At 66.2% G+C, this 19,387-nt stretch carries 14 protein-coding genes and 1 pseudogene; 7 read left to right on the top strand and 8 right to left on the bottom strand.

Translation table 11 applies throughout. The features are described from left to right. Positions 1–513 precede the first annotated feature (513 nt). From QSJ95_RS28895 to QSJ95_RS28880, 4 genes are all read right to left on the bottom strand, one after another. A complete protein-coding gene (locus tag QSJ95_RS28895; RefSeq protein ID WP_285647020.1) occupies positions 514–1,950 on the bottom strand; it encodes a GGDEF domain-containing protein in 1,437 nt (478 codons plus the stop codon). Between the two features lie 192 nt (positions 1,951–2,142). Then, complete coding sequence (locus tag QSJ95_RS28890; RefSeq protein WP_043270734.1) at positions 2,143–2,949, bottom strand: helix-turn-helix transcriptional regulator; 807 nt, start codon at positions 2,947–2,949, stop codon at positions 2,143–2,145. A 90-nt stretch (positions 2,950–3,039) separates the two neighbouring features. Beyond that, positions 3,040–3,222 (bottom strand): hypothetical protein, encoded by a 183-nt coding sequence (locus QSJ95_RS28885; RefSeq protein ID WP_009621747.1) that lies wholly within the window; start codon positions 3,220–3,222, stop codon positions 3,040–3,042. Between the two features lie 10 nt (positions 3,223–3,232). Then, complete coding sequence (locus QSJ95_RS28880) at positions 3,233–4,927, bottom strand: FAD-dependent monooxygenase (RefSeq protein ID WP_285647016.1); 1,695 nt, start codon at positions 4,925–4,927, stop codon at positions 3,233–3,235. Between the two features lie 331 nt (positions 4,928–5,258). On the opposite strand from QSJ95_RS28880, the gene QSJ95_RS28875 reads away from it, so the two are divergent. From QSJ95_RS28875 to QSJ95_RS28845, 7 genes are all read left to right on the top strand, one after another. After that, positions 5,259–7,907: a nitrate/nitrite transporter gene (locus tag QSJ95_RS28875; RefSeq protein WP_069864011.1), complete on the top strand. Its 2,649-nt coding sequence runs from the start codon at positions 5,259–5,261 to the stop codon at positions 7,905–7,907. A 29-nt stretch (positions 7,908–7,936) separates the two neighbouring features. Continuing rightward, positions 7,937–11,701, top strand: coding sequence for a nitrate reductase subunit alpha (locus QSJ95_RS28870; protein WP_285647014.1), 3,765 nt, complete (start codon positions 7,937–7,939; stop codon positions 11,699–11,701). Then, positions 11,698–13,254: a nitrate reductase subunit beta gene (gene narH, locus QSJ95_RS28865; RefSeq protein ID WP_074976947.1), complete on the top strand. Its 1,557-nt coding sequence runs from the start codon at positions 11,698–11,700 to the stop codon at positions 13,252–13,254. The genes QSJ95_RS28870 and narH overlap by 4 nt, the downstream gene beginning before the upstream one ends. Further along, complete coding sequence (narJ, locus tag QSJ95_RS28860) at positions 13,247–14,008, top strand: nitrate reductase molybdenum cofactor assembly chaperone (protein ID WP_281688062.1); 762 nt, start codon at positions 13,247–13,249, stop codon at positions 14,006–14,008. The genes narH and narJ overlap by 8 nt, the downstream gene beginning before the upstream one ends. A 13-nt stretch (positions 14,009–14,021) precedes the next feature. Further along, a complete protein-coding gene (gene narI, locus QSJ95_RS28855; protein WP_043270724.1) occupies positions 14,022–14,705 on the top strand; it encodes a respiratory nitrate reductase subunit gamma in 684 nt (227 codons plus the stop codon). Positions 14,706–14,716: 11 nt separating this feature from the next. Continuing rightward, positions 14,717–15,538, top strand: a complete 822-nt coding sequence (locus tag QSJ95_RS28850) for a peptidylprolyl isomerase (protein WP_285647012.1) — start codon at positions 14,717–14,719, stop codon at positions 15,536–15,538. Between the two features lie 426 nt (positions 15,539–15,964). Then, entirely contained in the window at positions 15,965–16,270 is a 306-nt protein-coding gene (locus QSJ95_RS28845; RefSeq protein WP_285647011.1) for a helix-turn-helix domain-containing protein, read from the top strand. Positions 16,271–16,814: 544 nt separating this feature from the next. Here the strand turns inward: QSJ95_RS28845 and QSJ95_RS28840 are convergent. The 4 genes and pseudogenes from QSJ95_RS28840 to QSJ95_RS28825 all read right to left on the bottom strand — a co-directional run bounded on the left by QSJ95_RS28840 (position 16,815) and on the right by QSJ95_RS28825 (position 19,327). Beyond that, entirely contained in the window at positions 16,815–17,279 is a 465-nt protein-coding gene (locus QSJ95_RS28840; RefSeq protein WP_043270720.1) for a BRO-N domain-containing protein, read from the bottom strand. Positions 17,280–17,654: 375 nt separating this feature from the next. Then, positions 17,655–18,002 carry a YegP family protein gene (locus QSJ95_RS28835; RefSeq protein ID WP_285647105.1) on the bottom strand — a complete coding sequence of 116 codons (348 nt, stop codon included), beginning with the start codon at positions 18,000–18,002 and terminating at the stop codon, positions 17,655–17,657. A 510-nt stretch (positions 18,003–18,512) separates the two neighbouring features. Beyond that, positions 18,513–19,034, bottom strand: a pseudogene (locus tag QSJ95_RS28830) (ParA family protein); the annotation flags it as partial. Further along, a complete protein-coding gene (locus tag QSJ95_RS28825) occupies positions 19,031–19,327 on the bottom strand; it encodes an ATP-binding protein (protein WP_285647008.1) in 297 nt (98 codons plus the stop codon). The gene QSJ95_RS28825 and the pseudogene QSJ95_RS28830, both read right to left, overlap by 4 nt. Positions 19,328–19,387 lie beyond the last annotated feature (60 nt).

The raw sequence follows: 19,387 nt of genomic DNA, 5'->3' as shown, positions 1-19,387 counted from the left end.
CCCATGCGGTTGCGGTGATGGGTATCGCTTCGCTCAACACCATCCTACGAAAAGCCATGCTCGCTCATGCAGTAGTAGGAGTGGGGCTTGCTCGCGAACAGGCTCCCCGGTGACTCCTCTGCCAAGCCCACCTCTGTTCCCTCTCCCTAACCCTCTCCCTGAAGGGAGAGGGGACCGTTCGGTGTGCGCGGATGTTTCGGCGTTAGCCGGCTTGTACCGATTACCCGGCTGACACCAGATCCTTTCTCGGCACGGACAAGCCCCCTCTCCCTTCAGGGCGGGGCGCGCAGCCGAGGGCTGGGGAGAGGGCGCTCTGAAGGCTCACCACCAAAGCCCCCGGCAAGCACCGCCCCCGAGCAAGCCCTCACCTCACCTATCACCGACTCCGTGGTTGAACTCGGCGCGCTCTTCAACGGCGGCTCCGTGCACGGCAGCGAGCGGTGTGTGGCCAAGGTCAAGCGGCGGATAACGCCGGAGGCGTTATGCGCCCTACGCCAAGCCCGCCATGGGCGGTCACCCCACCACCCGATTACGCCCATCCGCCTTGGCCCGGTACAGGTTCTCGTCGGCCACCTTCAGCAGCGCCTCGACGCTCTCCACCTTGCTCGCCGAGGTGCTGGCCACGCCTATGCTCACCGTCACCACGCCGCGCTGGACCTTGGCGTGGGGCAGGGCGGTGGCTTCCACCCGCTGGCGGATGTCCTCGGCCACCTTGCGCGCACCGGCCAGGTCGGCGTTGGGCAGGATGACCACGAACTCCTCGCCGCCGTAGCGCGCGGCGCCGTCTTCCTCGCGGCGGCAGCCTTGGCGCACCTGTTCGGCCACCTTCGCCAGGGCCACGTCGCCCATGGGGTGGCCGTAGTGGTCGTTGTAGGCCTTAAACTGGTCGATATCCAGCATCAGCACCGCCAGGTCGCCGCCGTTACGCAGGTGGCGGTGCCATTCCTGGCGGGCCTTGTCGTCGAACCAGCGGCGGTTGTGCAGGCCGGTCAGGGCGTCGGTGCAGGCCTGGTTGCGCAGGCGGTTCTCGGCGGCGGCGCGTTCGCGCAGATAGCGACTGAGGCGGAAGGCCATGGCCACGGTGGCGATGTTGAAGCTCACCAGCAGGCCGCTGGTGACCACCGTGCGGCCGTTCCAGGTGCGCAGCACGCACTCGCTCCCCAGTTCCACGCTGACCGCCATGGGGTAGTCGCCGACGCGCTTGTAGCCGTGCCAGGCCGGTTGCGGGGCGTCCAGGTTGTCGTGCACGTATTCCTGCTGCCCGCTGGCGACGAAGTGCTCGAAGGCGCGCTTTTCCGCCTCGCTGTTGCTGCGCCCCGCGACCGGCCACCGGGCCAGCGGCGTGCCGTCGAGCAGGCGGATCGACACCAGGCCGCTGCTGTCGATCTTCACGTCCTCGATGAGGCTGCGCAGGCGTCGCAGCTCCTTGATCACCGCCACCACGCCGATCAGCTTGCCGTCCGCGTCGAGCAGGCTGCGGCTGAGCGCCGTGCTCGGCCCCGCGCCCGGATAGGACGGCAGGAAGGGATGGCTCAGGTGCAGGCGCTGCGGTTCGGCCAGCACCGCGCTGACGTATTCCCGCCCGGACAGGTCCCGCTGCACCTCGGTCTGGTGGTGCAGTTCGCGCAGCAGCTGGCCCCGGGCATCGGTGAGGACGATGGTGCCCAGTTCCCCGGCGCTGTCCTCGTGCCCCCGCAGCAGGGCGCCCAGCGCCGGCCCGGCGACTTCGCGGGCGTCCGGCGAGACGACCACGTTGTTGAGTGTCTGCAGGGTCTGGGTATGCACCACCAGGTCGCGGTGCAGCTCGCGTTCCACCAGCAGCAGGATGTTGTGCCCGCTGGCCCGGGCGTAGGCTAGTGCATCGCGCTTCATGGCCAGCATCTGCCAGCCGGCGAGCAGGGACAGGCCGATGGCCAGCGACATCATGAAGGCGAAGATCCGGGTGGGCATGCGTGTAGTTTCTTCCCGTCAAGGGCAGAGATTGGCGTGCGAATTGTCCGACAATTTTTCGGCCGACACCTAGGCTCGGTCGCGCCATTCCCCGGAGTCCTTGTCCCAAGTCAGGCCAGTTCGTGGAATTGCGGATCGCCGCCGGGCAAAAGCGTTTCCGGGGTTTTCCGCGGCGCCCGCCTGGCGTCTGCGCTAGGCCCATTGCGCCTGGGTCGCCAGGCCGATCAGCTCGCGCAGGCCGCCGATGCCCAGCTTGCGGTACAGGCGCTTGACGTAGGTGGCGGCGCTGGAGGGGCGCACGCCCAGTTGCGCGGCGATGGCGTCGTTGTCGGCGCCGGTCAGCATCAGGCGCAGCAGCGTCTGCTCGCGCAGGGTCAGGCCCGGCTGGCGGGCGGCTATGCGTTCGGCCAGCAGCAGCGGCAGCTCGTTGGCCTGCAGCCAGGCCTGGTAGTGCAGGCGCACGGCCTGGATCAGCAGCGGCGCCAGGGTTTCCAGGTAGTCCATCTCGCGGGCGCAGAAGTGCCCGTGCTCGTGGCCGCGGTAGAGGTTCAGCGACAGCCAGCGCTCGTTCTCGCCATGGGCCAGCAGGGCCACGCGCTCGCTGATGCGCGGCTGCTCGTAGCACACGCGGCGGTATTCGGGGTGGGCGATGTCGTCGATGCCCTGGCGCTGCACCAGGATGCGCTCGGCCGGGCCGCGGCGGGCCATGGCCTGCTGGTTGCCGTCCTGGCTGTAGAAGCGTTCGGCGTAGTTGTGCGAGATGCGCGGCAGCGCCACGTCGCGGGCGCGGTCGGCGAAGGAGAACACCTGCGGGTTGCGCCGCGGCGCGTAGGCGAAGATGGTGCACTGCGCCAGGGGCACGCCGGGGCCGATCAGCTGCAGCAGGTCGGCGGCCAGGGTGCGGCTGCGGTTGCCGCCGACGCGGGCGAACAGGTTGGCGGCGTGGCCGAGGTTCAGGCTGTGCTCGACGCTGCCGGCGCGCAGGGGCCAGTACTGCATCGCGACGTCCCTCCGGGGTTCTGCGGGTTGCGGGCGCCGGCCACTGTAGCACCCCGGCCGCCGCCATGGCGGACCGGGGATCGGCCGGGCTCAGAGGTCCAGCAGGGCGGCCTCGGTCAGTTCGGCGAAGCGTTCGGGCTCGCCCAGGGCCTCGGCGGCGAGCAGCGCCAGCTTGACCAGGAACAGCTCGCGCTGCGCCTGGGGCGCGCGGTCCAGGGCTTCGGCCAGTTGTTCGTAGACGCTTTCCAGCCCGGCGATGGTCAGTGTTTGCATGGCGGTTCCCTCAGGCGTTGCCCAGTGCGGTGTGGATGGCCCGGCCCAGCGCGGCGCCGTCCAGTTGCCGCCAGCGTGCGCAGACGTGCTGGTCGGGGCGCGCCAGGTAGGCGCCGCCCGGCTGCGCGGCGTACTTGCGGCGCAGGTGGCCGTCGGCGTCGGCGAGGCTGAGGTCGGCGCCGTCCACCGCATCGGCCGCGCCTATGGCCAGGATGCGCAGCGGGATGCCCCGCTCGCGCAGGGCCGCGGCCTGGGCCCGCAGGTCTTCGGGCAGTTCGCCGGCTTCGCTGAAGTACAGCAGGTGGAAGGCGGCGCCCAGGTGGTCGAACAGGTAGTCGTCCTCGCCCAGGCGGACGTTCGGCAGCGGCGCGCCCTGGCGCGGGCCGGCGGGGAACGCCGCATCGTCGTCGTCGCGGCAGTTCAGCGGCGAGTCGGTGTAGTCGTGGGGCCGCGAGGTGCGCCAGTGGTACAGCGGGCGGACGAAGGCCTGGCTCAGCGACAGCGACAGCACGGCATCGCGCACCAGGCGCTGGCCGGGCGTGGGCGGGGTCATGAAGCGGGTGCTCTTGCCGGCCTCGGCGATGATCTCCCGCGCCGCGCCGACGCGCTCGTGGCTGTAGGAGGGCAGCAGCGCCGGGCCGGCCAGGCCCTTGAGCGCCAGGGCCAGTTTCCAGGCCAGGCCGTTGCAGTCCTGGAAGCCGGTGTTGGCCCCGCGCACGCCGAAGATCGGCAGCAGGTGCGCGGCATCGCCGGTGAAGATCACCCGCCGGTGGATGTAGTCCGGCAGGGTCAGCGCGCGGGCGGAGTACACCGAGCACCAGTCCAGCTCCCACTGCGGGTCCTGCACGCCAACCAGGGTCAGCTGCGCGTCGATGCGTGCGCGCAGGGACTCGGGCGCCAGGGCCTGCTCCGGCGTCTCGTCGGCCGGCAGCTGGTAGTCGATGCGCCAGATGTCGCCGGGCTCGCGGTGCATCAGCACGGTGTTGCCGGGGTTCCACGGCGGGTCGAAGAAGGCCAGGCGCTCGGTGGGCAGGTCGAGGCGGATGCGGATGTCGGCGATCACGAAGCGGCCCTCGTAGGCCGCGCCTTCCAGCTTCAGTCCGAGCAGCGAGCGCAGGGCCGAACGCGCGCCGTCGGCGGCGATCACCCACTGGGCTTCCAGGGCGTAGGGGCCGGCGGGCGTGTCCACTTCCAGGCGCGCATGGTCAGCTGCCTGGGTCACGGCGGTCACCTTGTTGCCCCAGCGCAGCTCGATCAGCGGGTTGGCCTGGACGGCCTCCACCAGGTACTGCTCCAGGCAGGGTTGCTGCAGGTTGGTCATGGGCGCGAAGCGGTCGTCCGCGTCCTGCGGCGCCTCCATGCGGAACACCCGCTGGTTGCGGTAGAAGGAGTTGCCGAAGCGCCAGCCCAGCCCCGCGGCGGTCACCCGCCCGGCCACGCCGACCTGCTGGAGAATTTCCAGCGAGCGGCGGGTGAAGACGATGGCGCGGCTGCCCTCGCTGACCTGCTGCTCGGCTTCGAGCAGCACCGAGGGGATGCCGTAGCGGGCCAGGTCCAGCGCGGTGGTCAGGCCGATGGGCCCGGCGCCGACGATGACCACGGCATGCCGCGCGGCCTGCGCGGCGCCCACGGCGGCGGTGAAGGCGGGGTGGACCTGGTAGTCGAAATACAGCGAGCGCCGGGGCTCGGCGGAAGGGCAGTGCATCGCGGTGCGTCTCCGGGATTATTGTGCTTGTGGGCGGATTCGCCGACGACTCTACCCCCCGCGCGCTACCGCGATGTCCCCGCAAGGGGACAACTTGAGCCGCCTCTGCGGCGGCGCCTGCCTGAGGCGGCGTTCTGGAATTCTCGCGGAACCTGTCTACGCTCAGTTCTTGCACCAAAGCGGTGCCACGATAACGAAAGCAGCAACATCAACCGTGATTGGCCTGAGTGCGACGTTATTCGCTGTGGACCGGTAGCCGCCGGTATCGGGACTCGCCCCCGGGCCTGTAGAGCAAGCGCCGTTCGAGGCGCTCGCCAGGGACTGCGTGCGCATGGTTACGACCGTTCCCGCCCGGGACCAATACCGGGCCCTCGGCTTGTCGACGTTGGCGTTCACCCTTTGCTTCGCCGTGTGGACGCTGTTCTCCATCCTCGGTCTGCAGATCAAGGACGAGTTCGGGTTAACCGACACCCAGCTCGGCCTGCTGATGGCCACGCCGGTGCTGACCGGTTCCATCTCGCGGATCTTCCTCGGCCTGTGGACCGACCGCTACGGCGGGCGCTGGGTGTTCGGCCTGGTGATGCTGGCCTCGGCGCTGTGCGTCTACCTGCTGACCTTCGCCACGGACTTCTACAGCCTGCTGCTGGCGGCCCTGGGCGTGGGCCTGGCCGGCGGCGGCTTCATCGTCGGCACCGCCTACACCTCGGCCTGGTTCGAGCCGGGGCGCCAGGGCACCGCGCTGGGCATCTTCGGCGCCGGCAACGTCGGCGCCGGCATCACCAACTTCGCCGCGCCCTTCCTGCTGCTGGCCCTGGGCTGGCGCGGCGCCGCGCTGGTGTATGCCGCGGTGCTGGCGGTCATGGGCGTGGCCTTCATGCTGCTGGCCAAGTCCGACCCGCAGAGCCAGGCGCGCAAGCAGCAGCCCATTCCCCTGGCGGAGCAACTGGCGCCGCTGGCGGAACTGCGCGTCTGGCGCTTCTCGCTGTACTACTTCTTCGTCTTCGGCGCCTTCGTCGCCCTGGCCCTGTGGCTGCCGCACTACCTGATGCAGGTGTTCGGCGTCAGCCTGGCCAGCGCCGGGGTGATCGCCGCGCTGTACACGGTGCCGGCGTCGCTGTTCCGCATCCTCGGCGGCTGGCTGTCCGACCGCTACGGCGCGCGCCGGGTGATGTACTGGACCCTCGGCGTGTCGGTGCTGTGCACCTTCCTGCTCAGCTACCCGCCGACGCGCTACATCGTCAGCGGCGTGCGCGGCGACCTGGAATTCTCCCTGCACCTGGGCCTGGCCGGCTTCATCCCGGTCATCGTGGTGCTGGGCTTCTTCATGTCGCTGGGCAAGGCGGCGGTGTTCAAGCACATCCCCAGCTACTACCCGCAGCACGTCGGCGTGGTCGGCGGCCTGGTGGGCATGATCGGCGGGCTTGGCGGCTTCCTGCTGCCGCTGACCTTCGGCATGCTCAACGACGTCATCGGCGTCTGGCAGAGCTGCTTCATGCTGCTGTTCCTGATCGCCGCAGGCGCCCTGGCCTGGATGCACTACGCGATCCGCATGGCCGAGCGCGTGGAATGGGCCGAGCAGCGGGAGGGCCGCGACCTGCCGGAACTGTCCACCCCCAGCAGCTTCGTGCTGCTGGACTGGCACCCGGAGGACGCCGCGTTCTGGGAGGCCAAGGGCAAGCGCATCGCCACGCGCAACCTGTGGATCTCCATCCCCAACCTGCTGCTGGCCTTCGCCATCTGGATGGTCTGGTCGGTGGTGGTGGCCAAGCTGCCACTGGCCGGCTTCAGCTACACGCCCAACCAGTTGTTCTGGCTGGCGGCGCTGCCCGGGTTGTCGGGCGCCACCCTGCGCATCTTCTACAGCTTCATGGTGCCGATCTTCGGCGGCCGGCGCTGGACCGCGCTGTCCACCGCCTCGCTGCTGCTGCCGGCGCTGTGGATCGGCTTCGCCGTGCAGAACCCCAACACGCCCTACCTGATCATGCTGATCCTCGCCCTGCTGTGCGGCCTGGGCGGCGGCAACTTCTCCTCGAGCATGGCCAACATCTCGTTCTTCTTCCCCAAACAGGCCAAGGGCGCGGCCATGGGCCTGAACGCCGGGCTGGGCAACCTGGGCGTGAGCGTCATGCAGTTCCTGGTGCCGCTGGCGATCACCCTGGCGGTGTTCGGCAGCCTGGGCGGCGAGCCGCAGACGACCGCCGCCGGCACCCCGCTGTGGCTGCAGAACGCCGGCTTCATCTGGGTGCCGTTCATCATCGCCGCGACCCTCGCCGCCTGGTTCGGGATGAACGACATCGCCAGCGCCAAGTCCTCGTTCAGCGACCAGATGGCGATCTTCAAGCGCAAGCACACCTGGCTGATGAGCGTGCTCTACACCGGCACCTTCGGCAGCTTCATCGGCTTCTCCGCCGGCTTCCCGCTGCTGGCCGGGCACCTGTTCCCGCAGGTCGACGTGCTGCGCTTCGCCTTCCTCGGCCCGCTGATCGGCGCCTTGAGCCGCGCCTTCTCCGGCGGCCTGGCCGACCGTTTCGGCGGCGCCCGCATCAGCCTCTGGGTGTTCGTCGCCATGGCCGTGTGCGTGGGCGGCGTGCTGTTCTTCATCGGCATCAAGGACCAGCCGGGGGCCTACTGGGGCTTCCTGGCCATGTTCCTGCTGCTGTTCTTCTTCTCCGGGGTCGGCAACGCCAGCACCACACAGATGATCCCGGCGATCTTCCGCATCCAGACGCCGCGCCTGTTCCCCGGCCTGCCCGCCGAGCAGCAGGCGCTGCAGAGCGAGAAGGAGTCCGCCGCCGCGGTGGGCTTCATTTCGGCGGTGGCGGCCTATGGCGGCTTCTTCATCCCGAAGTCGTTCGGCAGCTCGTTCGACCTGACCGGTGGGCCGGAGTGGGCGCTCTACGGCTTCATCGTCTTCTACGCCCTGTGCATCGTCGTGACCTGGTTCTACTACACCCGCCGTAACGCCGAGGTGAGCTGCTAGCCATCCGGCCCGCGCCGAGGAGGAGAGAAATGAGTTACTTCATCGACCGCCTGCGCTACCTGGTCAAACGCCCGCCGGAATTCGCCGGCGGCCACGGCGAGACCCGCGACGAGAGCCGCGCCTGGGAGGACGGCTACCGCCAGCGCTGGCAGTTCGACAAGATCGCCCGCTCCACCCACGGGGTGAACTGCACCGGCTCGTGCAGCTGGAAGATCTACGTGAAGAACGGCCTGGTGACCTGGGAAACCCAGCAGACCGACTACCCGCGCACCCGCCCGGACCTGCCCAACCACGAGCCGCGCGGCTGCCCGCGCGGGGCCAGCTACTCCTGGTACCTGTACAGCGCCAACCGGCTGAAATACCCGCTGGTGCGCAAGGCGCTGATCCAGCTGTGGCGCGAGGCGCTGGCCGCGCACAGGGACCCGGTGCTGGCCTGGGCGAGCATCGTCGAAGACCCGCAGAAGGCGAAGCAGTACAAGTCCATCCGCGGCCGCGGCGGCTTCGTGCGCAGCGACTGGGACGAGCTGCAGACGCTGGTCGCCGCGGCCAACGTCTACACCGTGAAGACCTACGGCCCGGACCGCGTCGCCGGCTTCTCGCCGATCCCGGCCATGTCCATGGTCAGCTACGCCTCGGGCACCCGCTACCTGTCGCTGATCGGCGGGGTGTGCCTGAGCTTCTACGACTGGTACTGCGACCTGCCGCCCGCATCCCCACAAGTGTGGGGCGAGCAGACCGACGTGCCCGAGTCCGCCGACTGGTACAACTCCGGCTACCTCATCGCCTGGGGCAGCAACGTGCCGCAGACGCGCACCCCCGACGCGCACTTCTTCACCGAGGTGCGCTACAAGGGCACCAAGACCGTGGCCATCACCCCGGACTACGCGGAAATCTCCAAGCTCTGCGACGAGTGGATGAGCGCCAAGCAGGGCACCGACTCGGCCCTGGCCATCGCCATGGGCCATGTCATCTTCAAGGAATTCCACCTGGAGAACCCGCGGAGTTATTTCACCGACTACGCGCGCCGCTACACCGACCTGCCGATCCTGGTGGAACTGGAACCGCGCGCCGAAGGCGGCCTGGTCCCCGGCAAGCAACTGCGCGCCGCGGACTTCGCCGGCAACCTGGCGCAGGCCAACAACCCCGAGTGGAAGACCGTGGCCTGGGACGAGGCGGGCGAGCGCCTGGTGGTGCCGCGCGGCTCCATCGGCTTCCGCTGGGGCGAGTCCGGCCACTGGAACCTGGAACCGGTGGACGCCGAGGGCCGCGAGGTGCGCCTGGCGCTGTCGCTGCTGGGCCGCCACGACGAAGTGGCGCGGGTGGCCTTCCCGTACTTCGGCGGCATCGAGCGCAAGCACTTCCCCAACGTGCCGGTGCGCGACGTGCTCTACCACCACGTGCCGGCCAAGCGCCTGCAACTGGCCGACGGCCGCGAGGCACTGGTGGCCAGCGTGTTCGACCTGATGGCCGCCAACTACGGCATCGACCGCGGCCTGCAGCCCACCGTGGGCGGCGCCGGCGAGGACGATGGCGCCAGCGACTACGGCCAGCTCAAGCCCTACACCCCGGCCTGGCAGCAGGCCATCACCGGGGTGCCGGCGGCGCAGATGATCCGCATCGCCCGCGAGTTCGCCGAGAACGCCGACAAGACCCACGGCCGCTCCATGATCATCGTCGGCGCCGGGATGAACCACTGGTACCACATGGACATGAACTACCGCGGGCTGATCAACATGCTGATCCTCTGCGGCTGCATCGGCCAGAGCGGCGGCGGCTGGTCGCACTACGTCGGCCAGGAGAAGCTGCGCCCGCAGACCGGCTGGACGCCCCTGGCCTTCGCCCTGGACTGGCACCGCCCGCCGCGGCACATGAACGGCACCTCGTTCTTCTACAACCACTCCAGCCAGTGGCGCTACGAGAAGCTGGAGGTGAAGGAACTGCTCTCGCCCCTGGCCCGGCCGCAGGACTTCAGCGGCAGCCTGGTGGACTTCAACGTGCGCGCCGAGCGCATGGGCTGGCTGCCCTCGGCGCCGCAGCTGAGCACCAACCCGCTGCGCCTGGCCGCCGCGGCCCAGGCCGCCGGCAAGAGCACCGCCGACTACGTGGTGGAGCAGCTCAGGAGCGGCCAGCTGCGCTTCGCCAGCGAAGACCCGGACAACCCGCAGAACCATCCGCGCAACCTGTTCGTCTGGCGCTCCAACCTGCTGGGCAGCTCGGGCAAGGGCCACGAGTACATGCTCAAGTACCTGCTCGGCACGAAGAACGGCGTGCTCGGCAAGGACCTGGGCGAGGCCGGCAAGCAGAAGCCCGAGGAAGTGCTGTGGAAGGACGAGCCCATCGAGGGCAAGCTCGACCTGCTGGTGACCCTCGACTTCCGCATGTCCACCACCTGCCTGTACTCCGACGTGGTGCTGCCGACCGCCACCTGGTACGAGAAGGACGACCTCAACACCTCGGACATGCACCCCTTCATCCACCCGCTCACCGCCGCCACCGACCCGGCCTGGGAAGCGCGCAGCGACTGGCAGATCTACGACGGCATCGCCCGCGCCTTCTCGCGCCTGTGCGTCGGCCACCTGGGCGAGGAGACGGACCTGGTGACCCTGCCGCTGCAGCACGACAGCCCCGGCGAGCTGGCCCAGCCCGAAGTGCGCGACTGGAAGAAGGGCGAGTGCGAGCCCATCCCCGGCAAGACCATGCCCTCGCTGATCGAGGTCAAGCGCAACTACCCGGAAACCTACGAGCGCTTCAGCTCCGTCGGCCCGCTGCTGGACACCCTGGGCAACGGCGGCAAGGGCATCGCCTGGCAGACCCAGGAAGAGGTCGACCTGCTCGGCAAGCTCAACTACCGCAAGCTCGACGGCTCCGCCGAAGGGCGGCCACGGCTGGCCTCGGCGGTGGACGCGGCGGAGATGATCCTCACCCTGGCCCCGGAAACCAACGGCCAGGTGGCGGTCAAGGCCTGGGCCGCGCTGTCGAAGATCACCGGGCGCGACCACACCCACCTGGCGCGGCCCAAGCAGGAAGAGAAGATCCGCTTCCGCGACCTGGTGGCGCAGCCGCGCAAGATCATCTCCAGCCCCACCTGGTCGGGCCTGGAGGACGAGCACGTGAGCTACAACGCCTGCTACACCAACGTCCACGAGCTGATCCCCTGGCGCACCCTCAGCGGCCGCCAGCAGTTCTACCAGGACCACCCCTGGATGCGCGCCTTCGGCGAGAGCCTGATGGTCTACCGCCCGCCCATCGACACCAAGGCCGCGGCCAGCGTCGCCGAGCCGCGCAGCAACGGCAACCCGGAAATCGCCCTGAACTGGCTGACGCCGCACCAGAAGTGGGGCATCCACTCCACCTACAGCGACAACCTGCTGATGCAGACACTGTCGCGCGGCGGGCCCATCGTCTGGATCAGCGAGGACGACGCGCGCGCCATCGGCGTGGTCGACAACGACTGGATAGAGCTCTACAACGCCAACGGCGCCATCGCCGCGCGGGCGGTGGTCAGCCAGCGGGTGCGCCCGGGCATGGCGATGATGTACCACGCCCAGGAACGCATCCTGAATATCCCCGGCTCCGAAGTGACGGGTACGCGCGGCGGCATCCACAACTCGGTGACGCGGGTCTGCCCCAAGCCGACCCACATGATCGGCGGCTACGCGCAGCTGTCCTACGGCTTCAACTACTACGGCACCGTCGGCTCCAACCGCGACGAGTTCGTCATCGTGCGCAAGATGAAGCGCATCGACTGGCTCGACGGCGAAGGCAACGACTACCAGCAGGAGGCGGTGAAATGAAGATCCGTTCCCAGGTCGGCATGGTCCTCAACCTCGACAAGTGCATCGGCTGCCACACCTGCTCGGTCACCTGCAAGAACGTCTGGACCAGCCGCGAAGGCATCGAATACGCCTGGTACAACAACGTCGAGACCAAGCCCGGCATCGGCTACCCCAAGGAATGGGAGAACCAGAAGAAATGGAACGGCGGCTGGGTGCGCAACGCCGACGGCTCCATCAACCCGCGCATCGGCGGCAAATGGCGGGTGCTGGCGAACATCTTCGCCAACCCCGACCTGCCGCAGATCGACGACTACTACGAACCCTTCACCTTCGACTACCAGCACCTGCACAGCGCCGCCCAGGGCGAGCACCAGCCGGTGGCGCGGCCGCGCTCGCTGATCAGCGGGCTGCGCATGGACAAGGTGGAATGGGGGCCGAACTGGGAAGAACTGCTGGGCACCGAGTTCGCCAAGCGGCGCAAGGACATCAACTTCGAGCAGGTCCAGGCCGACATCTACGGGCAGTTCGAAAACACCTTCATGATGTACCTGCCGCGCCTGTGCGAGCACTGCCTGAACCCGGCGTGCGTGGCCTCGTGCCCCAGCGGCGCCATCTACAAGCGCGAGGAAGACGGCATCGTCCTGATCGACCAGGACAAGTGCCGCGGCTGGCGCATGTGCATCAGCGGCTGCCCGTACAAGAAGATCTACTACAACTGGAAGAGCGGCAAGTCCGAGAAGTGCATCTTCTGCTACCCGCGCATCGAGACCGGCCAGCCGACGGTCTGCTCCGAGACCTGCGTGGGGCGCATCCGCTACCTCGGCGTGCTGCTGTATGACGCCGACCGCATCGAGGAAGTGGCCGCCTCGGCCGATGACCGCGACCTCTACCACCGCCAGTGTGAAATCTTCCTCGACCCCCACGACCCGCAAGTGATCGAGCAGGCGCGCAAGGACGGCGTGCCCGACAGCGTCATCGCCGCGGCCCAGGCCTCGCCGGTGTACAAGCTGGCCATCGACTGGCAACTGGCGCTGCCGCTGCACCCGGAATACCGCACCCTGCCGATGGTCTGGTACGTGCCGCCGCTGTCGCCCATCCAGTCCGCCGCCGAGGCCGGCCACGTGGAATTCGACGGCGTGCTGCCGAAGATCGAGTCGCTGCGCATCCCGGTGCGCTACCTGGCCAACATGCTCACCGCCGGCGAAGAGGCGCCGGTGGTGCTGGCCCTCAAGCGGCTGATGGCCATGCGCGTGTACATGCGCGCCAAGCACGTGGACGGCACCCTCAACAGCGAAGTGCTGCAACAGGTCGGCCTGAGCCAGCGCCAGGTGGAAGAGATGTACCGCTACCTGGCCATCGCCAACTACGAGGACCGCTTCGTCATCCCCACCGGCCACCGCGAGGCCCTGCCCGACGCCTACGCCGAGCGCAGCGGCTGCGGCTTCAGCTTCGGCAACGGCTGCCACGGCGGCAACAGCGAGGTCAGCCTGTTCGGCGGCAGCAAGCAGACCACCACCCTGGTCAAGCCGGTGCAGACCTTCGACCCGGTGGAGGACAGCCGCCATGGATGAGCGCCAGCCCCAGGGCCTGCTGAGCCTGCGCGTGCTGGCCCGGCTGCTCGACTACCCCTGCGCCGAGCTGCAGGCAGCGGGCGGCGAGCTGGCCGCCATCCTCGACGACGAGACGCGCCTGCCCGAGCCCCTGCGCAAGCGCCTGGGCCAGTGGTGCCAACGCCTGGCGCAGAGCGACCTGCTGGACCTGCAGGAAGCCTACGTCGAACTCTTCGACCGCGGCCGCTCGGTCTCGCTGCTGCTGTTCGAGCACGTCCACGGCGAGTCCCGCGACCGCGGCCAGGCCATGGTCGACCTGCTGGCCGAGTACGAGGCCGCCGGCTTCCAGCTCGACGCCCGCGAGTTGCCCGACCACCTGCCGCTGTTCCTCGAATACCTCTCCACCCGCAGCCACGCCGAGATCGGCCAATGGCTGGGCGACATCCAGCACATCCTCGCGCTGCTCGCCGCGCGCCTGGAAGAGCGCGGCGCCGACCACGCCCTGGTGCCCCACGCGCTGCTGGCGCTGATCGGCCGCAGCGAGCTGATCCAGCAGCAGCGCCCGGCGGTCGAGGGGGAGGCGCCGGACCACACGCCACAAGCCCTGGATGCGGTGTGGGAAGAGGAAATCGTCCGCTTCAACGCCGAGACCGACCAGGACTGCAGCCTGCAGTCCGCCGAGGGCCGGCGCCTGGCCGAGCGCAAATACCAGGCGCTGCCCCAGGTCGTCCAGGTCCTGCCCGCCACCCCGTCGCCCCTGGCGGACGGCCAATGAACGGAGGCTCACCATGTTAGAAGACTACGTTCTGCACCTGCTCTACGGTTACTACCCTTACCTGGCCGGCACCGTGTTCCTGCTCGGCAGCCTGCTGCGCTACGACTACGGCCAGTACACCTGGAAGACCGGCTCCAGCCAACTGCTCTCCAGCCGCCACATGCGCCTGGCCAGCAACCTGTTCCACATCGGCATCCTGGCGATCTTCTTCGGCCACCTGGTCGGCCTGCTGACGCCGCACTGGGTCTACGAGCCGTTCCTCTCCGCCGGCCACAAGCAGCTCATGGCCATCCTCTTCGGCGGCGCGGCCGGGGTGCTCTGCGTGATCGGCGGCGGCATGCTGCTCTGGCGCCGGCTGTTCAACCCCAGGGTGCGCGCCTCGTCCAGCTTCATGGACAACCTGATCATCGCCCTGCTGCTGTTGCAGGCGTGCCTGGGGCTGATCACCATCTTCTTCTCGCTGCACCACCTGGACGGCGAAATGATGCTGGCCCTGGCCGGCTGGGCGCAGTCCATCGTGTTCTTCCGCGGCGACGCGGCCAGCTTCCTGATCGGCACGCCGCTGATCTTCAAGATCCACATCTTCATCGGCCTGACCATCATCCTGCTGTTCCCCTTCACCCGCCTGGTGCACGTCTGGAGCATCCCCCTGGGCTACTTCGGGCGTAACTACCAGATCGTCCGCCGGCGCGGCTGAGGAGCGAAGCCATGGCCCAAATGATCGCCGTCGAGAACCTGCCGGACGAGCCCGTCGCGGTCATCCGCGTCGGCAGCGCCCAGCTCAGCGAAGCCGACATCGCCCGGGAAACCCCCTTCCACCCGGCCGCCTCCCTGGCCGAGGCGCAACTGCAGGCGGCCCGCGCCCTGGTGGTGCGCGAACTGCTCGGGCAAAGGGCCGCCAGCCTCGGCCTGCTGCCCGCGGGCGAACTGGCGGAGGAGGGCGCCGACCAGGCGGTGGCGGCGCTGCTGGAGCGCGAACTGCAAGTCCCCGAGCCCGACGAGGACGCCTGCCGGCGCTACTTCGAAGCCCACCGCGAACGCTTCGCCGAGCCGGCCAGGATCAAGGTCCGCCACATCCTCCTGCCCGCCGCCCCGGACGACGCCAGCGCCCGCGACGCCCATTACCACCTGGGCGAAAAACTATTGCGCGAACTGCACCGCGACCCGCAGCGCTTCACCGAACTCGCCCAACGCCACTCGGCCTGCCCGTCGAAAGAAGAAGGCGGCGACCTGGGCTGGCTCCGCGCCGGGCAAACCGTCGCCGAACTCGACCAGGCCCTGCACCGCCTGCCCCTGGGCCTGCACGACCGCCCCCTGGCCTCGCGCTACGGCTGGCACCTGGTCAGCATCGACCAACGCCAGGAAAGCCGCCCGCTGCCCTACGCCCAGGTCAGCACCCGCGTCCGCCACAGCCTGCGCGAAGAATCCACCCGCCAGGCCCTGCGCCAATACCTGCTGGCACTGGAGAAGGAAATCGGGGTGCAGGGCATTAGCCTGGACGACAGCCCCGAGCATGGCGCTCGGTCGTGACGTGAGTGCCGCCCGCACCATTCACCTGTAGGAGCGCGCCCTGCGCGCGATTCGCGGGCAGGGCCCGCTCCTACAGTCTGCAATGAGGCACGAAGCTTCCCGTAGGAGCGGACTCCGTCCGCGATTGGCTTCCCCGGCCACGCCGGATGCCCCGGTGGCACGAACAGCCCCCTCTCCCGCTTGCGGGAGAGGGCTGGGGAGAGGGTGCTCTTAACCCCGACCGCCGGCGTTATCCGCCGAATCGCGGACGGAGTCCGCTCCTACGACCGTGCTTCCCTGCGCCCTACGGTGCTGGGCCTCATCCTTAACGCCAAACTCCGCTTTTGGTCGACAGGAAAATTGTGCCGCGTTATCGGTTCCGATAACTTTGCTTGCCCGGCTTTATCGGCGGGCAGCTATCGACCTGGCCAGGAGCCGCCTGCGCGATTGACCGAGGGAAAGAAAACGATCGAGGTCCAAGCGTTCAACAGCGTCTTCGACGCCATTGCAGACACCACCGCCGAGGTGGAAAAGCTGCGCCTGCGCGCGACCCTCCTGCAGGCGATCCAGAAGGAGGCGGCCAGTTGGGATGGCACCGACCGCAGCCGCGCCAAACGTCTGGGTATCACCGCGCCGCGCTATACCCTGCTCAAGCGCGGCCAGTTGAGTGAGTTCAGCCTGGATGCCCTGGTTGTGCTCACCGTTCACGCCGGATTGTCCATCGGCCTGACCATAGAGCATCAGGCGGCGTGATCGTCCCCGGTGGGCAGGTTGCGTAGGGCGAATAACCGTTCGCGGTTATCCGCCGCTACACCTTCCTTGCCGGCAACGCCGTGGTTTAGCCTGGCGCGGTTTCGAGGGCGGCTCCGTGCTCGGCGGCGAGCGGGATTGGGCCGAGGTCAAACGGCGGATAACGCGGAGCGTTATTCGCCCTACGCCAGGCCCACCCGTAGGGCGAATAACCGTTCGCGGTTATCCGCCGCTACACCTTCCTTGTCGGCAACGCCGTGGTTGAGCCTGGCGCGGTTTCGAGGGCGGCTCCGTGCTCGGCGGCGAGCGGGATTGGGCCAAGGTCAAACGGCGGATAACGCGGAGCGTTATTCGCCCTACGCCAGGCCCTCCCGTAGGGCGTACAACCGTTCGCGGTTGTACGCGGTGATCACCGTTGCCGCCAACACCATGGCCGAACCCGAAGCGCCAGCCCCCGTAGGATGGGTGGAGCGAAGCGATACCCATGCTGCCGCGCCATCGATGGGTATCGCTGCGCTCAACGCCATCCTACGAACAGGTCCGGTGTTCAGCGGGTGGGTGTGGTGTCCACCTGTGGCCATTGCCGGTAGGGCACCCAGAGCATGCCTTGCCAGTGCAGCACCGTCAGGGCCTGGGTGGGGCCGTGGAGGGTTTCGCGGCGGGGTTGGCGGGTGTCGTGGCGGTAGCTGTCGCGCAGGGCTGGGACCACCTCCTGGGTGATCCATTGGCGGATGCAGCGGTTTTCCGGGTGGAAGTAGTGGATCAGCGTGGCGTACACGGCGGATTCGCTGAGCAGCAGTTCGTCCTCGTAGTCGCCATTGCCGCCGCGCAGCCAGGCGCGGCGGTGCTGGTCGTCGTCCAGGTTGCGCTGCACGCGCTCTTCCAGCATCGGCACGCCCATCAGCCGGCCGAGGTCGCGGGTGCTGAACCAGCATTGGTCTTCCAGCAGCAGGGCGCGCAGCTGGCGCTTGTGGCGGGTGAACAGGGTGGGGATCAGTACCTCTTCAGACATGGCGCACCTCCGGGGTGGAGGGGGAAGAGGGCAGGTACGGCGGAGCGCCTTCGGGCTGAAGGCTGGGGGTGATAGGCATATCCATTACCTCTGCTAGGTCAGAACAGCTTTCTTAGGGCTGGGTGCCGGGAGTTAAGAAACCCCACCTAGAGGGCCGGACGTATTCCCCTTTCGGGTCTTGTATTAGCCCACTCCCGGCGTCGCAGAGTTTTTTGAGGACGAGAAAATCCCGCAGGCTCAAAAAAGCCGCTTAGCTTTCGGGAGCGGTCAGGCCGCTAGGTGACAGGCGTTTCTTAGGCGCCGCGAAAAATACTAATTTTTTTACTAATTTTGGTCAACTGTAAATAAAAATTATGTCAGTTTGAACTCCGAAGATTAACTAGTTGAGTCCTTCAGGTTGGAGTTGAAGGCCGATGCGGCAACTGCCTGAATGCCAATCATGCAGTGTGACTCTGATGAATACATTTGACTTTGGCCTATAATTTGGCCGTTCATTGCTTTTAGTGTGAAATAAAACATTCCGTTAGATGCCTTTTTTATTTCGAAGGCGTCTGCTCGGAGAGAATTTTTTCGTACGGATTCTATTCCGGCTATTGCGCTTTCTTTATGCTTGTAAAGTTCGCTGCTTAGAATTGTTTCTCCATTGCCGCGGCTTAGGGTGAAGTAGTATTGGCCGTCGGTAGATTTTTTAAGGCTGAATGCTCCTGGAAGGCTTGTTGGTATTATTGTGCTTTTTGAGTAAGAGCCTCTGACGTTTAGAGTTCTTTTGGAAAGAGTGAAGGGTATTTTTAGCTTTTCGGAAACTCTGCTTGCCAAGAGTTCGAAGTCGCGGTAGCAACTTTTAACTGCCTCTATATGGGAGCCGATAGCACCGTCGGATGATTTTAAGGAGAACATTGGTTTATGGTTCTCCATTGCCATAGGCATTAGGCTTCGATAGTTCTTTAATAGTGCCAATCTGTACTCATCTGGAGTGGATTGTGAACTAGAGGGAGGGTCGAGGAAGTTATCTTCGTAGATCTCCGGAATTTTTTCCATCCAGCGCTGGTATGCTTTTACTGGTCTGTTCTCTCGCGTACTATGCTGCATTACAACATAGCCAATAGGCGTCATTGACCCGTTAGGTAATTCAAGGTCTTTTCTCTGTGGCGCTTCATCATATCGTTTTCTCCAGCCCTTTCTCCATTCTTTAAGGGTTGGGCCGAGATTTCGAAGACCTTGAAGAGAAAACAAATCTGGCGCGAGAGGTAGTAATACATGGTCAGAGGCTATTAATGCAGATCGGTTAATCGCACCGAGGTTTGGTCCTACGTCAATGAGGACTAATTCTGCCTTGGTCTGTTTTGCTGCAATTGATATTGCCCGAAAAAAGGCGGTAGTAACGCGGAAGGCTGCTTCTTGAGAGTCTAGGCACTTTGGCCAGTTCTCAGAGAGCAGATCCTCAAACCTGGAGAGTGTAAGATCTCCAGGGATAAGCCAGAGGTTATGTGCAATGGGCTCTATATGGGGAGGGGCGATGTCGCCGACACGAGACATTAACGGTGCAACGGAGCCGTATATTGTACGCTCACCGCCATCCAGCCATATCTCTTCTAGCTTTTGCTCGTCAAGAAACATGGTGGTTAGGTTGGCTTGCGGATCTAAATCTACGGCAAGGGTTGGAATGTTTTTCTCGGAAAACATCCATGCGAGATGATAGGCAAGTGAAGTTTTTCCAACTCCGCCTTTGTTGTTGAAAAATGCTAGAATTTTCATTCGGTCCTCGCAAAAACCCTTGCTAGTACAAAGTTCTCTTCAATTTCGAACTCTGCAAGACGGCTGTCGTTTTTCTCAAGTAGACTTTGAGCTCGAATAATTCCATATCCAAAACGGTTTACAAAACCTAATGATTTCATTGCTTCAGCAATAGTTGGGTTTCTATAGCTGCTTCTGCTGGGGAAGTTGGACTGATTGACTTCGCCATACAGCCCTCCCGGATTTGTTATTTCTATTCGATCAGAAAATACATAGAATTTTATTGGGCTTGTGCTGTCGTAGTTTCTGTGCATGACAGCATTCATAAGTAGCTCTCTAATTGCCGTTTCAGGATAGTTATAGCGAGTCTCTTC

Source organism: Pseudomonas sp. NBRC 100443, from assembly GCF_030268185.1.
GTDB classification, from domain to species: Bacteria; Pseudomonadota; Gammaproteobacteria; order Pseudomonadales; family Pseudomonadaceae; genus Pseudomonas; species Pseudomonas citronellolis.
This window is presented reverse-complemented; position numbering and strand designations above follow the sequence as displayed.